The sequence below is a fragment of the Nitrospirillum amazonense genome (genome assembly GCF_029594735.1).
Lineage (GTDB): Bacteria > Pseudomonadota > Alphaproteobacteria > Azospirillales > Azospirillaceae > Nitrospirillum > Nitrospirillum amazonense.
Genome location: NZ_JARPAF010000004.1, coordinates 1,409,636 through 1,423,598, shown reverse-complemented (window position 1 = coordinate 1,423,598; position 13,963 = coordinate 1,409,636). Strand labels below are relative to the sequence as shown.

Annotated in this window: 12 protein-coding genes; 7 read left to right on the top strand and 5 right to left on the bottom strand. The window is 67.7% G+C overall.

Going from position 1 to position 13,963, the window contains the following annotated elements; genetic code table 11:
• Positions 1 to 19 precede the first annotated feature (19 nt).
• The 3 genes from fahA to P5F91_RS27005 all read right to left on the bottom strand — a co-directional run bounded on the left by fahA (position 20) and on the right by P5F91_RS27005 (position 3,345).
• Entirely contained in the window at positions 20 to 1,339 is a 1,320-nt protein-coding gene (gene fahA, locus P5F91_RS27015) for a fumarylacetoacetase (RefSeq protein WP_277908760.1), read from the bottom strand.
• Positions 1,336 to 2,655: a homogentisate 1,2-dioxygenase gene (gene hmgA / locus P5F91_RS27010; protein WP_277908759.1), complete on the bottom strand. Its 1,320-nt coding sequence runs from the start codon at positions 2,653 to 2,655 to the stop codon at positions 1,336 to 1,338. Before hmgA ends, fahA begins: the two co-directional genes overlap by 4 nt.
• A gap of 219 nt (positions 2,656 to 2,874) precedes the next feature.
• Positions 2,875 to 3,345: an Lrp/AsnC family transcriptional regulator gene (locus P5F91_RS27005; RefSeq protein ID WP_145610276.1), complete on the bottom strand. Its 471-nt coding sequence runs from the start codon at positions 3,343 to 3,345 to the stop codon at positions 2,875 to 2,877.
• 155 nt (positions 3,346 to 3,500) lie between these two features.
• On the opposite strand from P5F91_RS27005, the gene P5F91_RS27000 reads away from it, so the two are divergent.
• The gene (locus tag P5F91_RS27000) at positions 3,501 to 4,694 is read left to right on the top strand and encodes an amino acid aminotransferase (protein WP_277908758.1); all 1,194 of its coding nucleotides are present in this window, start codon (positions 3,501 to 3,503) and stop codon (positions 4,692 to 4,694) included.
• Positions 4,691 to 5,083 (top strand): Rieske (2Fe-2S) protein, encoded by a 393-nt coding sequence (locus P5F91_RS26995; RefSeq protein WP_277908757.1) that lies wholly within the window; start codon positions 4,691 to 4,693, stop codon positions 5,081 to 5,083. The genes P5F91_RS27000 and P5F91_RS26995 overlap by 4 nt, the downstream gene beginning before the upstream one ends.
• 10 nt (positions 5,084 to 5,093) lie before the next feature.
• Here P5F91_RS26995 and galE read toward each other — a convergent pair whose 3' ends face one another.
• Entirely contained in the window at positions 5,094 to 6,131 is a 1,038-nt protein-coding gene (galE, locus tag P5F91_RS26990; RefSeq protein WP_277908756.1) for a UDP-glucose 4-epimerase GalE, read from the bottom strand.
• Positions 6,132 to 6,209: 78 nt separating this feature from the next.
• Positions 6,210 to 7,586 (bottom strand): glycosyltransferase family protein, encoded by a 1,377-nt coding sequence (locus P5F91_RS26985; protein WP_277908755.1) that lies wholly within the window; start codon positions 7,584 to 7,586, stop codon positions 6,210 to 6,212.
• Between the two features lie 359 nt (positions 7,587 to 7,945).
• Here P5F91_RS26985 and P5F91_RS26980 point away from each other — a divergent pair, with 359 nt between their 5' ends.
• The 5 genes from P5F91_RS26980 to P5F91_RS26960 all read left to right on the top strand — a co-directional run bounded on the left by P5F91_RS26980 (position 7,946) and on the right by P5F91_RS26960 (position 13,935).
• Complete coding sequence (locus P5F91_RS26980; RefSeq protein WP_277908754.1) at positions 7,946 to 9,220, top strand: glycosyltransferase family 4 protein; 1,275 nt, start codon at positions 7,946 to 7,948, stop codon at positions 9,218 to 9,220.
• A 146-nt stretch (positions 9,221 to 9,366) separates the two neighbouring features.
• Positions 9,367 to 10,470, top strand: coding sequence for a GDP-mannose 4,6-dehydratase (gene gmd, locus P5F91_RS26975; protein ID WP_145610271.1), 1,104 nt, complete (start codon positions 9,367 to 9,369; stop codon positions 10,468 to 10,470).
• Positions 10,439 to 11,413 (top strand): GDP-L-fucose synthase, encoded by a 975-nt coding sequence (fcl, locus tag P5F91_RS26970; RefSeq protein ID WP_145610270.1) that lies wholly within the window; start codon positions 10,439 to 10,441, stop codon positions 11,411 to 11,413. The genes gmd and fcl overlap by 32 nt, the downstream gene beginning before the upstream one ends.
• 147 nt (positions 11,414 to 11,560) lie before the next feature.
• A complete protein-coding gene (locus tag P5F91_RS26965; protein WP_277908753.1) occupies positions 11,561 to 13,105 on the top strand; it encodes a lipopolysaccharide biosynthesis protein in 1,545 nt (514 codons plus the stop codon).
• Positions 13,102 to 13,935, top strand: a complete 834-nt coding sequence (locus P5F91_RS26960) for an FkbM family methyltransferase (protein ID WP_277908752.1) — start codon at positions 13,102 to 13,104, stop codon at positions 13,933 to 13,935. Before P5F91_RS26965 ends, P5F91_RS26960 begins: the two co-directional genes overlap by 4 nt.
• The last annotated feature ends 28 nt before the right edge of the window (positions 13,936 to 13,963 follow it).

Below are 13,963 nucleotides of genomic sequence, written 5' to 3'. Positions count from 1 at the left end.
ATAATCCCCTTTTCGTTTCTCAGACGTTCAGCGCGGGCGTCACCTGGCCCCGGCAGTCGCCGAAGCCGATGGAGACATAGCCGTCGGCCACGGCGCGGCCGGCCAGGATCAGCTCATCGCCGTCGGCCAGGAAGGTGCGCGTCTCGCCGTTGGGCAAGGTGATGGGCGCCTTGCCGCCCCGCGTCAACTCCAGCAGGCTGCCCATGCCGCTGTCGTCGGGGGTGGAGATGGTGCCGGTACCCAGCAGGTCGCCGGGGTTCAGGTCGCAGCCGTTGCAGGTGTGGTGCGCCACCAGCTGCGCCGCCGTCCAATAGAGGTTGGTGGCGGGGCCGGTACCCAGGCGGTGGGGGGGCTGCTTGTCCTCGCGCATCTTGGGTGTGCGGATCAGCACCGACAGCTCGATGCCATAGGCGCCGCGCTCCTGGTCCGTCTCATCCCACAGATAGGGCAGCGGCTTGGGATCGTCGGCGGCCCGGGCCGGCTGGCGGGTGCGGAAGGGGGCCAGCGCCTCCGCCGTGATGATCCAGGGCGACACGGTGGTCAGGAAGTTCTTGGCCAGGAAGGGGCCCAGCGGTTGGTATTCCCAGGCCTGCAGGTCGCGGGCCGACCAGTCGTTCAGCAGGCTTAAGCCCGCGATGTGGCTGTCGGCCTCACCGATGGCGATGGGCGTGCCCAGTTCATTGCCCGGGCCGATCCAGATGCCCAGCTCCAGCTCCAGGTCCAGGCGCTGGCTGGGGCCGAAGGTCGGCGCCTCCGCATCCGGGGCCTTGCGCTGCCCGTTGGGACGGCGCACCTCCGTCCCCGTGACCCGCACGGAGGAGGCGCGGCCGTGGTAGCCGATGGGCACATGCTTGTAGTTGGGAAGCAGCGGGTTGTCCGGGCGGAACTGCCTGCCGACGTTCAGGGCATGGTGGATGCCGGCATAGAAGTCGGTGTAGCCGCCGATGGCCGTGGGCAGGTGCAGGGTGCAGTCCACCGCGTGGTAGAGCAGGCCTTCCACAATGCCCTGATCATCGCTGCCGGTGGCCAGCAGCTGCGACAGCCGCCGGCGTAGGGCTCGGCGCGGGCCTGCCCCCAGGGCCAGCAGCGGGTTCAGTGTCGGGCCACTGGCGGCGATGGCGGCGTCCAGCGCGTCGCTCGTCAGCAGGCCGGACCGGCCGGCCTTGGCCAAATCCAGCACCCAGTCGCCGATGGCGACACCGCCGCGCGGCGCCTCGTTCCGGGTGCTGAACACGCCCAGGGGCAGGTTCTGGATGGGGAAGTCGGCGTGGCCGTTGGCGCTGCTGACCCAGCTGGTCAGGGCCGGGTTGTGCGTTTCATCGATCAGGGGAATGTTCATCGCGGCAGCTCGGCCTTGGTGAAGCCCGCCCAACAGTCATCATAGTCCAACTGCATCAGCGGGGTTTCGGTGGCGAAACGGGTGGGTCGGATGACCCAGCGGCTTTCGAACATGAAGGCCATGGTGTTCTCGATCTTATGCGGCTTCAGGTCCGCCGCCACCGCGCGCTCGTAACTGGTGCGGTCGGGGCCGTGGCCGCTCATGCAATTGTGCAGCGAGGCGCCCCCGGGCGCAAAGCCGCCGGCCTTGGCGTCATACTGGCCATGGATCAGGCCCATGAATTCATTCATGACGTTGCGGTGGAACCAGGGCGGCCGGAACGTGTCCTCCGCCACCATCCAGCGCGGCGGAAAGATGACGAAGTCGCAGTTGGCCGTGCCGGCGATTTCGGATGGCGCCGTCAGCACCGTAAAGATGGACGGATCCGGATGGTCGTAGGACACGGTGTTGATGGTGTTGAACCGCGCCAGGTCGTACTTGTAGGGCGCCAGGTTGCCATGCCAGGCCACCACGTCCAGGGGGCTGTGGTCCAGGGCGGTGGTCCACAGGCGGCCCTGGAACTTCTGCACCACCTCGGTCGCCTCATCCACGTTTTCGAACCAGGCGACGGGGGTCAGGAAGTCGCGCGGGTTGGCCAGGCCGTTGGCGCCGATGGGGCCCAGGTCGGGCAGCTTGAACGGCGCGCCGTAGTTCTCGCAGACATAACCCCGGGCGGTGCCGTCCGGCAGCAGGACGCGGAAACGCACGCCGCGCGGCACCACGGCGATTTCGCCCGGCGCCACCTCCAGCCGGCCCAGCTCCGTCTCCAGGCGCAGGCGGCCCAGCTGCGGCACCAGCAGCAGCTCGCCATCCGCGTTGTAAAACACCCTTGCCGTCATGGGCTGGTTGGCGGCGTAGAGGTGGATGGCAATGCCGGTGTTGGTGCCCACGTCGCCGTTGCCGCCATAGCTCACCAGCCCATCGACGAAGTCGGTCGGCGCGTCGGGCAGGGGCAGCGGATCCCAGCGCAGGCGGTTGGGCGTCGGCGGCACCTCATCGAACGGGCCGGAGCGCAGCAGGCTGGCCCGCCCGTATGCCGTGAAGGGCGCATGGCTGGCGGTGGGGCGCAGGCGGTACAGCCAGGAGCGGCGATTCTCCGTGCGCGGGGCGGTGAAGGCGCTGCCCGACAGCTGCTCGGCATAGAGGCCGAAGGGCACCTTCTTCGGCGAGTTGCGGCCCACGGGCAGGGCGCCGGGCACGGCCTCGGTCGCGAAGCTGTTACCGAAGCCGCTCATCATGTCAAAGGGCGGGTTGTCTCGGATGCTGTCCTGGGTCATGGCCGCTGCCTCCACCAGATCGTTTCATTTGAAACGATATAAGAGGCGATGTCCGCCGCTTGTCAAATGGATAAACGCCGCCGGACTTTGGCTCCCGGCCCGGGTGGCCGGCGGCCTCCGCGAAAACCTTTCAATCGCGCTGGCGGAACCCGGTGGGCCTGAAAAGGTTTCGCGGGCTAAACACCATCGGTGAAAGGGACTCACCGAAAATGGAAAAGATCAGATCGGCAGGGCGGTAGTGTATTTCACCTGGCTGAGCGCGAAGTGCGAGGCGGCGGCGGCCACGGCCGGGTGGGCCAGCAGTTCGCGCATCAGGAAGCGTTCGTAGCTGGCGACGTCGGCCACCACCACCCGCATCAGATAATCCCACTCGCCCGACATGCTGTGGCAGTCCATGATCTCGCCACGCGTCTGGATAAAGGCCTCGAATTCCTGCCTGTCCTTGGTGGCGTGGCTTTTCATGCGCAGCTGGCACATGACGCTGACGCCCCGGCCGACCTTGGCGGCGTCCACCAGGCGAACGGTGGCGCCCAGGATGCCGGCCCCCTCCAGCGCCTTGATACGCCGCCAGCAGGAGGCTGGGGAGGCGCCCACCTCTTCCGCCAGGGCGGCATGGCTCAGGCTGGCATCGCGTTGCAGGGCGCGCAGGATGCGGTGGTCGATTTCATCGAACTGATCAATCTCTTTCATTTTTTCCAATCCGGTGAAATGCGCTTCCCATATTGGGTTCCCATGGCGCGTCAATGAAAAGACATTGTCACAGGTTTCGCATAAAATCATTCAGCAACGATAGGGGTGCCGCCGCTGGGGGCGGATCCAGCCCCGCCCATAAGGGAGTCTCCACGATGTCCGCCCCGACGCCTTTCGACGCGCTGACGCCGCAGCCCGCCGATGTCCTGCTGTCCCTGATCGCCCTGTACCGCGACGATCCGCGGCCCAAGAAGCTGGACCTGGGCGTGGGCGTCTATCGCGATGACAGCGGCGCCACGCCGGTGATGCGCGCCGTCAAGGCGGCCGAGGGCCGGTTGCTGGAGACGCAGGGCAGCAAGAGCTACCTGGGGCCCGAGGGTGACATCCGCTATACCGAGCTGCTGCAGCCCATCGTCTTCGGCAAGGCCATGCCGGCCGACACGATGGTGGGGGTGCAGACGCCCGGCGGGACCGGTGCCCTCCGCCTGGCGGCGGAACTGGTGAACGCCGCCCAGAAGAACGCCAAGAGGCCGGGCGCCAAGGTCTGGCTGGGCACGCCAACGTGGCCCAATCACGCGCCCATCATGACCTCCGCCGGGCTGACCGTGGCCACCTACCGCTATTACGACCAGGCGACGCAGACCGTCCTGTTCGATGAGATGATGTCGGCCCTGAAGGGCGCTGACGCCGGTGACGTGGTGCTGCTGCATGGCTGCTGCCACAACCCCGTCGGTGCCGACCTGGATCAGGCCCAGTGGCGGGCGGTGGCGGAGGTAGTGGCCGAGCGCGGCCTGATCCCCCTCATCGACCTCGCCTACCAGGGCCTGGGCGACGGGCTGGAAGAGGATGCCGCCGGCGCCCGGCTGGTGTTCGACGCCGCGCCGGACGCCCTGGTGGCCTATTCCTGCGACAAGAATTTCGGGCTCTACCGGGAACGCGTGGGCGCCCTCTATGCCAAGGGCGGCACGCCCGCGCGCACCGCGCTGATGCGTTCCAACATCCTGCTGCTGGCCCGCGTCAACTGGTCCATGCCGCCCGACCACGGTGGTGCCCTGGTGCGCGTCATCCTGGATGACGCCGGCCTGACCGCCGACTGGCGGGCGGAGCTGAACGGCATGCGCACCCGCATCAACCAGGTGCGCCAGGCCCTGGCCGCCGGTGACGCCTGGCTAGCCCCGTTGGGGCGCCAGCGGGGCATGTTCTCGCTGCTGCCCCTGTCGCCGGAGCAGGTGGGCCTGCTGCGCCGCGACCATGCCGTCTACATGGTGGGCAACGGTCGCGCCAACCTGGCCGGCCTGACGCTGGCCACCGTGCCGCAGTTCATCGACGCCCTGCGGGCCGTCCGTTGAGCGGCGCGCCCGTGCCGGGCGGCATCCGCCCGCGGCTGACCCGAACGCCGGCCGGGGTGCGCTTGTGCGCGATGGCGGAGCTGGCGCCGCTCGGCGCCCGCAACTTTGTGCTGGAGATCCAGGGGGACCGCTTCCACGGCTTCGTGGTGCGGCGGGGGGAGGCGGTCACCGGCTATGTCGACCGCTGCCCCCATGCCGGCGTGCCCCTGGCCTTCACCCTGGACGACTACCTCGCCCAGGACCTGACCGGTCGCGACGTCATCCGCTGCAGCTGGCACAGCGCCCTGTTCGACATTGACACCGGGCGCTGTGTCGCGGGCCCGTGCCCCGGCCAGGGGCTGCTGCCCTGGCCGGTGACGGTGCGCGACGGGGTCATCGAGACGGCCTAGTGGCCTGCCGTCAGGCGGTCTTGCGCGCTGGCGAGCCTTCGCCGACGGCCACGCCTATGTCCCTGGGGGCTTGCAGTTCGCGCAGGCGTCGGCGCCAGGCGTCGGCGATCTGCACGTCCAGCCCGCTGCGCTCCGGTGTCCAGCCCAGGATGCGGCGGGCTTGCGTGGCGTCGCCGACCAGGGACGGCGGATCGCCCGGCCGGCGGGGGCCGACGTGCCAGGGGATGGGCAGCCCGGTCACCCGCTCCGCCGCCTCCATGACCTCGCGCACGGAATAGCCGTTGCCGTTTCCCAGGTTCAGGGCCATGGACGTCCCGTCGTTCAGCAGGTGCTTCAGCGCCAGGATGTGGGCATCGGCCAGGTCGCTGACGTGGATGTAGTCGCGGATGCAGGTGCCGTCCGGCGTGGGGTAGTCGGCGCCGTTGACCGTCAGCCCATCCTTTCGCCCCAGGGCCGCATCCAGCACGTTGGGGATCAGGTGCGGCTCGGGGTCGTGGTTCTCCCCCAAATCGCCGTCCGGATCGGCACCGGCGGCATTGAAATACCGAAGGATGACGGCGCGCAGCCCCCAGGCGGGTTCGCAGTCGGCGATGATGCGCTCCATCATCTGTTTGCTGGCGCCGTAGGGGTTGATGGGCGCCTGGGGGTGGCCCTCGGTGATGGGCACCCGTTGCGGCACGCCATAGACGGCGCAGGTGCTGGAGAACACGAGGTTGGTGACGCCGGCGTCGCGCATGGCCTCCAACAGGCCGACGGAGCCGGAGACGTTGTTGCGGTAATACAGCAGCGGGTCGCTGACGGACTCGCCCACATGGGCATAAGCCGCGAAATGCATGACGGCGCAGGGATCGTGGTCGCGCAGCACGGCGGTCAGCCGGTCCACATCGCCGATGTCCCCCACCTCCAGCGGGCCGTACAGCACGGCCTCCCGCGGGCCGCGGCTGAGATTGTCATAAGTGACGGGGCTGAACCCCGCCTGGGCCAGCGCCTTGCAGGCGTGGCTGCCGATGAAACCGGCGCCGCCGGTCACCACAACGGTGTCGCTCATAGCCTATTCCCTTCACAGTCTTCTCCCCGACAACTCGGGGGGCTTTTGATGGGTCCGCGATAAATCGGGGGCGTCGGATCAGGAGGCGGGGTGCGGTTGCATCCCTTTCTCAACCGGCGGCTTTTCCATCGGGGTCGCGGCCCGCCGGGCGAAAAAACGGCACAGGGCCCGGATCTCCTCACCGGCGACGAAGGTCTCGTCGGGCAGGGCCAGCAGGCGCTGCCGCTTGCGTTCGTACTCCTCGACCGTCAGATCCTGAAAGAAGCGGACCATGGTCTCTTCCAGCGGCTGCCCGAAACCCCAGCCCACATCGTGGCGGCGCACCAGGCGGTCGACCTCGAACCCTTGGACGCTGAGGCAGGGCACACCGAAATAGCCTGCCTCATAGAAGCGGTTGGGCAGCAGCCAGCGTGAATTGTGCTCGGTGTTTTCCAGGTCCAGCGCCCAGGCGAAGTCCACGCCGGCATACATGTCGGCCAATTCGCCCGGGTGGTCGTAGCGGCCGCCGTAGACGATGTTGGGGCAGGACTCCAGCGTCTTGAAAAAGCGCTTCTCATCCACCGTGGTCAGCACGCCGCGAAAACGGATCTGCAGCCGGTCGGGCAGGCGCTGGGCCAGGCGGTGCATCAGGTCCACCGTTTGCTCCCCCCGGATCAGGCCGAAATAGCCGATGACCCAGGGGCGGTGCGGCGGCATCAGAGGCTTGGTTCCAGCGGGCTGGGCTTCGGGCTGGGCTTCGGCCGCCACCGTGGCGGCGGGCTTCGGCCGCTCCGGCAGGCCGACACGGGGCAGCTTGTTCTCCACCAGCAGCCAGGGCCCCCGGAACTTCTGTGTGGGGGCGTAATAATGCCGGTGGAAGCCGGGGGAGGACAGCACCAGCAGCTTCACCTGGGTCAGGCACAGGCGTTCCACCAGGCGCAGCATGAAGGAGCGCAGGCCGTGGGCCACGAACATGGGCTGGATATCCAGCACCTCGTATGCCACTTCCGCCCGCCGGCTGATGAACAGCTTCATGACCAGGGCCAGCAGCAACTGGTCGATGTTGCGGGCATACAGGATGGTGGCATCGGTCAGGCGGGGGCGGTGGCGGAAGATGACGCGCAGGGCGCCCGCCAGCGCCTGCAGGCGATGGGCGTACTTGCCGTCCACGGTCCGCCCCAGCAGCACGTGGGGCCAGGGTGGCCGATAGCCGCTGTTGTACCGCTCGCGCTCAAACCCCAGGACCAGGACGGGTAGGCCGTTGTCCAGGAATTCCCGCACCCGTTTGATGGTGCTGACGTCGGTGACGTCCTGGGTCAGGAACACCACGCCGGCCTTGTCCGCCGGAGGGGCGCCGGGGCCGACGCGCTGGGCCATCCAATCGCCCAGGACGTCGCCACCGGGCATGCCGCCCTGCGGCGCGGCGGCGGTGTCGGTGGGTGAAACGGCGGCGGTGGCAGCCTGACTATTGTCCATCAATGCTGCACTGGGAATTCTTGACGGCACGGAGCGTCCCCATTAGCGGCCAATGCGAAGTAATTCATCATGGACCTGGGCGGATTTTCCGTGCTGTGACAAAACAGGGCTGCCTTATCATTAAAGGGCATACGCCTTTTTTCCGTTGGGGTAGCCCCTGTGACTGAAATGGGGCAGATAAAGCACCCCCGGTCACAGGTTGGTCACTGGCGGGTTTGACGCCGGGCTTGTTTGATTTCAACCACGACATCAGCGGGTTCATGTGCCCGAACCACCTGTCCACAACGCCGCGGCGCCGGACGGGGGTTCCAGGCGCCCCGATCCCGACCGCCGATCAACCGACCGGAGTGACCAAGGCCGTGGCCGTGCACACCCCCCAGTCCCAATCGCATCCGTCCGGGCGCCCCGTGCAGCCGCCGCCGGTTTTCGGTGGGTTTTCCGGGGAAGAGGCGCCCGCTCGTCCGATCCTTACGGAGGGTGAGGCGGGCGAGCGCCGTTTCGACCATGTGGCCATCACCTCGGTCTTCGGCGATCCCACCCATCCCCGCACCTGGTCGGGTGCCCCCCGCAACCTGGGCGTGGCCCTGGAAAAGTTGGGCGTGACGGTGGAGGGCTTCCACCCCCACCTGTCCAAGACTTTCAAGATGGGCTTGGCTGCGCGCCATGTTATGGGCGGCTACGGCAGGCTGATGACATCGGAGCAGCTGTACCGCGCGGCCCCCGCCCGGCGCCATCTGGCCCGCCAGCTGGCAGCCAAGGCGGCGGAGCGCGGCACCCGCCACATCATCCACACCGGCGCCCTCGACCTGCCGGCTGTGGAGGCGCAGGCCACGGCCGATCCCATGGCCGACCGGGCGCATCGTGTCCACCACTACCTTTATTGCGATCACACCTGGGCGCTGGCGGCGGAGCATCGCCCCGACATCGCCGGCTACAGCGCCCGCGCGCTGGAAGCCTATGAGGAGCTGGAGCGGCGGTCGCTGCACTGCGTCGACCACATCTTCACCTTCGGCCGCTATGTGCGCGACCACATCATCAGCCATTACGGCGTGCCGGCGGCGCGGGTGACGGCGGTGGGCTCGGGCATGGGCGACATCAAGCCCTACATCGGGCCGAAGGATTACGCCAAGCCCAAGCTGCTGTTCGTCTGCAAGCATCTGTTCCGGGAAAAGGGCGGCGAACTGGTCATCGAGGCCTTCCAACAGGCGGTGCTGCGCCGGCCGGACCTGACCCTGACCATCGTGGCCGACCCATCGGTGCGGGACCGGGTGCCGGAGCATCCGGCCATCGACTTCCGGTCCGCCTTGCCATGGGCGGAGCTGCAGGAGCTGTATCGCCGTTCCTCCCTGCTGGTGCAGCCCATGCTGAACGACCCCTGGGGCCAGGTGTATCTGGAGGCGCTGATCTCCCGCACTCCGGTCCTGGGCTTGCACCGCAACGGCCTGCCCGAGATCACCGGTGATGGCCGCTACGGCTTCCTGGCGTCGCGCGCCGACCCCCAGGTGCTGGCCGACCTCATCATCCACGCCGTGTCCGATCCGCAGCGCCTGGCCGTCATGGGCGCCCGCGGCCAGAACCACGTGCTGGAAACCTACACCTGGGACCGTGTCGCCCGCGCCGTTCTGTTCCCGTGAGGGCACGGGCACGCCGGCCGGCCGCCAGGACAAGGGGCGCCTAGAACAAGGGAAAGAAGCGCCCCCGCGAACAACAACCCTGAAAGAACAGACTCCCAAGATTTTGCTGAAAACAGCGATCAACCCTTTGATGAACGGAGCAGCGTATGTCGAATAGAACCGCGTTGATCACCGGTATCACCGGCCAGGACGGGTCTTACCTGGCCTCGTTCCTGTTGGCCCGTGGTTATGTGGTCCACGGCCTCAAGCGCCGTTCGTCGTCCATCAACACCGACCGGCTGGACCACATCTACCGCGATCGCCATGAGGGCGGCTTCGAGTTCTCGCTGCACTACGGCGACATGACGGACAGCATGGTGCTGACCCGCCTGATTGCCGAGACGCGGCCGACCGAAATCTACAACCTGGCAGCCATGAGCCACGTGGCCGTCAGCTTCGAGATGCCGGAATACACCGCCAATGTGGACGCCACCGGCACCCTGCGTCTGCTGGAGGCGGTGCGGTCGCTGAAGATGCAGGACGATGTCCGCTTCTACCAGGCGTCCACCTCCGAACTCTACGGCGGCATCAGCAGCGAGCCGTTGTCGGAGACGACGCCCTTCCATCCGCGCAGCCCCTACGCGGTGGCCAAGATGTACGGCTACTGGATCACGGTGAACTACCGTGAGGCGTACAACATGCACGCCTCCAACGGCATCCTGTTCAACCATGAATCGCCGGAGCGGGGCGAGACCTTCGTCACCCGCAAGATCAGCCGCGCCGTGGCCGCCATCGAGCGCGGCCTGCAGAACTGCTTGTACCTGGGCAACCTTGAGGCCCGCCGTGACTGGGGCCACGCCCGCGACTATGTCGAGGGCATGTGGCTGATGCTGCAGCAGGACAAGCCCGACGACTATGTGCTGGCCACCGGTGAGGCCCATTCGGTGCGCGAGTTCGTGGAACTGGCCTTCCATTGCATCGGCCGCCCGCTGGTGTGGCGTGGCGAAGGCGTCAACGAGCGCGGCTACTGCCGCCGCACCGGTAAGGTGCTGGTGGCGGTCGACCCGGCCTACTACCGCCCGGCCGAGGTGGACTTCCTGCTGGGCAACCCGACCAAGGCCAAGACGGTCCTGGGCTGGGAGCACAAGATCGCCTTCGAGGAACTGGTCTACGAGATGGTGAACGCCGACCGCGCCCTTCTGGATCGCACCCCCGTCAAGCAGTGGGAAGGACAGCACGATGCACAAGCCCCCTTACGAGCTGCGCAATAAGCGCGTCTGGGTCGCGGGTCACCGCGGCCTGGTGGGCTCCGCCCTGGTGCGGCGGCTGGAGCGGGAGGGGTGTGATGTCCTGACCGTCGGCCGCCACCACTGCGACCTGCGCAACAGCGGCCAGGTGGACAAGTGGATGAAGGACTTGCGTCCGGATGCCGTCTTCCTGGCGGCGGCCCATGTCGGTGGCATCCATGCCAACGACACCCGGCCTGCGGAGTTCATCTACGACAACCTGATGATCGAGGCGAACATCATCGACAGCGCCCACCGCTCGGGCGTGGAGAAGCTGTTGTTCCTGGGGTCCTCCTGCATCTATCCGCGGATGGCGCCCCAGCCCATCCCGGAAGAGGCGCTGCTGACCGGCCCGCTGGAGCCGACCAACCAGTGGTACGCCATCGCCAAGATCGCGGGCATCAAGCTATGCCAGGCCTACCGCCGCCAGTACGGCTGCGACTTCACCTCGGTCATGCCGACCAACCTGTATGGTCCCGGCGACAACTTCGACCTTATGGCCAGCCATGTGGTGCCGGCCCTGATGGTCAAGGCGCACAAGGCCAAGCAGGAAGGCGCCAAGACCTTGGAAATCTGGGGCAGCGGCACGCCCTTGCGCGAACTGCTGTTCGTCGATGACGCCGCCGACGGCATGGTCTTCGTCATGAAGCACTATTCCGAGGAGGAGCCGCTGAACCTGGGCAGCAGCCAGGAGGTTTCCATCGCCGAGCTGGCGGAACGGATCTGCCGGGTGGTGGGTTTCCAGGGCCAGATCGTCCACGACCGCAGCAAGCCCGATGGCACGCCCCGAAAGATCATGGACAACAGCCGCCTGGAGGCCTTGGGCTGGCGCGCGCCGACGTCGATCGACGACGGCCTTGCCCAGACCTACCGCTGGTATGTGGAAAATATCGGCTCCGTCCGGGGCGCGCCGGTGGTCCATGCCTGATAGCGACGATTCCCGGGCGCGGGCTCTCCCCGTCGCCTGGGTCGTCGCCGCCAATGCCCGGTTCGGCGATTGCCCTCGCCGGGCCGGGCATTGGTTCCACCCCAACAACGGCGGTCCGTGCTTCAGGGCCGCCGGTGAGAGGTGTTAATGCGTGATCGGAACGGCGATCTGAATACCGCCCACCTGATCGGTGACATCGGCCGCCGGGCGACCCGCGGGGGCACGGTCATGCTGGGGGCCCAGGTGGTGAAGCTGGTGGCCCAGTTCGGATCCGTCATCGTGCTGGCGCGCGTGCTGGCACCGGCGGAATTCGGCCTCATCGCCATGGTCGGCGCCATGACCGCCCTGTTCGAGATCGTGAAGGAACTGGGCCTGTCCGCCGCTACCATGCAAAAGACGGACATCACCCACGAACAGGTCAGCGCCCTGTTCTGGATCAACACCGGCGCGGGCTGCCTCATCGCCGCCTGCCTAGCCCTGGGGGCGCCCGCCATCGCCCGTTTCTACGGGCAACCCGACCTGGAAGCCGTCACGCGCTGGCTGGCCCTGGGCTTCGTCATGAGCGGCGCCACCGTCCAGCATTGGGCCCTGCTGCGCCGGCAGATGCGCTTCTCCGCCATCGCCATCGCCGAGACGGGCAGTGAGCTGATGGCCTTCGTCGTCGCTGTGGTCCTGGCCTTCCAGGGCTGGGGCCACTGGGCGCTGGTGGCCCAGCGCCTGGCCGCCCCGCTGCTGGTCATGACCGGCTGCTGGGCCTTGTGCCGATGGCGGCCGTCGCCGCCGGGCAGGACGCCGGGCATACCGGAACTGCTGGGCTTCGGCCTGTCGGTTTCCGGCTGCGGCATCCTGGCCACCCTGGCCCGCAGCGTCGACCAGATCCTGGTGGGCCGATTGTTTGGCGCCGCCACCCTGGGGCTATACGAACGCGCGGCGCGTCTGGTGCTGGTGCCCATGAACAGCATCAACGCGCCGCTCTATTCCGTGGCCATGCCGGCCCTCAGCCGCCTGGTGGGCGAACCGCAGCGCTTTCGTCGGGCGTTCGGTGTCCTGATCGAGCGGGTGGCCATGGTCACAATGCCGGCCGCCGCCGGTGCCGCCGTGGCCTCCGACTGGGTGACCAACCTGTTGTTCGGCCCGAAGTGGGAGGCGATGTCCCCCCTTATCACCTGCTTTGCCCTGGTGGCCGCGGTGCAGCCGACGCTGATGACGGCCGGCCTGATCTATCTGCCCCAGGGGCGGTCACGCGACCTGCTGCGCTCCACCGCCATCGACGTGGCCCTGGCCATCGCCTCCTTCGTCGCCGGCATCCCCTATGGCGCCGTGGGCGTGGCGGGGGCCTATGCCGCCATCGGCCTGGTCATACGTCTGCCGGTTTGCTTCTACCTGGCGGCGGGGCAGGGGCCGGTGACCCAGCGTGATCTATACCTGCGCATCACGCCCTCGGTGGTGGCGTCGCTGGCCGTGGCCGCCGTCGTCTGGATCCTCAGGAACGGCGTGATGCCTGAGAGCCTGCTGGCGGCGCCCCTGGTGGCCCTGGCGGTGGCCGCGGTGGTGGGCATGCTCACCGCCGGGGTCGCCTTCCTGCTGATGCGGCCAAGCCGGGACGCCATGACCGGCGTGGTCCGGTCTCTATTCTCCCGGCACCCGCCGCAGCCGGTATCGACGACCTTCGCCGAGGAGGTGGCTGAATGATCCCCGGTGCGCTGAGGCGCGGTGCGAAGCAACTGGTTCGCACCGTCTGTCCCACGCCGATGATGCTGTGGCTTGAACACAAGTATTTCGAGCATTTCGGTGAACCCGAAACCCGCCTGGTACGCCATCTTTGCGAGCCCGGGCGCGACGCCATCGACGTGGGCGCCAACGAAGGCTGCTACATCCACTTCATGCGCCCCCATGCCCGGCGCGTGTACGCCTTCGAGCCGGTGCCCTGGCTGGCGGAGCGCCTTGCGGCCAAGTTCGGTGACGACGTGGTGGTTTACCCCACGGCCTTGTCGCAAACCTCGGGCATGGCGCAGCTGCACATCCCCGTGGTGGCGGGATTGCCGGAAACCGGCTTGTCCACCCTGTCGCCTACTGCGCTGGCCGACCAGCCGGCGCAACGCGAGCTGAAGGTGGCCTCCTCCCCCCTCGACGCCGTCTATTCCGGCGACGTCGCCTTCATCAAGATCGACGTGGAGGGGCATGAGGAGGCGGTGCTGGAAGGCAGCCGGGAAACCATCGCCCGTTCCCGCCCCCGCATCCTGGTGGAGATCGAGGAGCGGCACGCCCGCGGTTCCATCGACCGCATTGCGCGCTTCTTCGACGCCATCGATTACCAGGGCTATTTCCTCTACCACAACAAGCTGCGCCCCCTGGACGACTTCGACGTGGCCACCATGCAGCGGCCGGAAGACATCCAGGACTACCGCCCCGGTCTGGCCCGCAGCCAGTTCGCCGACTATGTGAACAACTTCCTGTTCCTGCCCCGCCAGGAATCCCCCGGCACCCTGGCCAACATCGCGGCCGAGCTGGCGCAGGAGTAGCGGCCCGCGCCGGCCGGCGTTCGCGCGT

Excerpts from the sequence above, each read along its gene's own strand:
- P5F91_RS26985 (WP_277908755.1), bottom strand. The coding sequence starts at position 7,586 with ATGGACAATAGTCAGGCTGCCACCGCCGCCGTTTCACCCACCGACACC.
- P5F91_RS26960 (WP_277908752.1), top strand. The coding sequence starts at position 13,102 with ATGATCCCCGGTGCGCTGAGGCGCGGTGCGAAGCAACTGGTTCGCACC.
- gmd (WP_145610271.1), top strand. The coding sequence starts at position 9,367 with ATGTCGAATAGAACCGCGTTGATCACCGGTATCACCGGCCAGGACGGG.
- galE (WP_277908756.1), bottom strand. The coding sequence starts at position 6,131 with ATGAGCGACACCGTTGTGGTGACCGGCGGCGCCGGTTTCATCGGCAGC.
- P5F91_RS26965 (WP_277908753.1), top strand. The coding sequence starts at position 11,561 with ATGCGTGATCGGAACGGCGATCTGAATACCGCCCACCTGATCGGTGAC.
- P5F91_RS27000 (WP_277908758.1), top strand. The coding sequence starts at position 3,501 with ATGTCCGCCCCGACGCCTTTCGACGCGCTGACGCCGCAGCCCGCCGAT.
- fahA (WP_277908760.1), bottom strand. The coding sequence starts at position 1,339 with ATGAACATTCCCCTGATCGATGAAACGCACAACCCGGCCCTGACCAGC.
- fcl (WP_145610270.1), top strand. The coding sequence starts at position 10,439 with ATGCACAAGCCCCCTTACGAGCTGCGCAATAAGCGCGTCTGGGTCGCG.
- P5F91_RS27005 (WP_145610276.1), bottom strand. The coding sequence starts at position 3,345 with ATGAAAGAGATTGATCAGTTCGATGAAATCGACCACCGCATCCTGCGC.
- hmgA (WP_277908759.1), bottom strand. The coding sequence starts at position 2,655 with ATGACCCAGGACAGCATCCGAGACAACCCGCCCTTTGACATGATGAGC.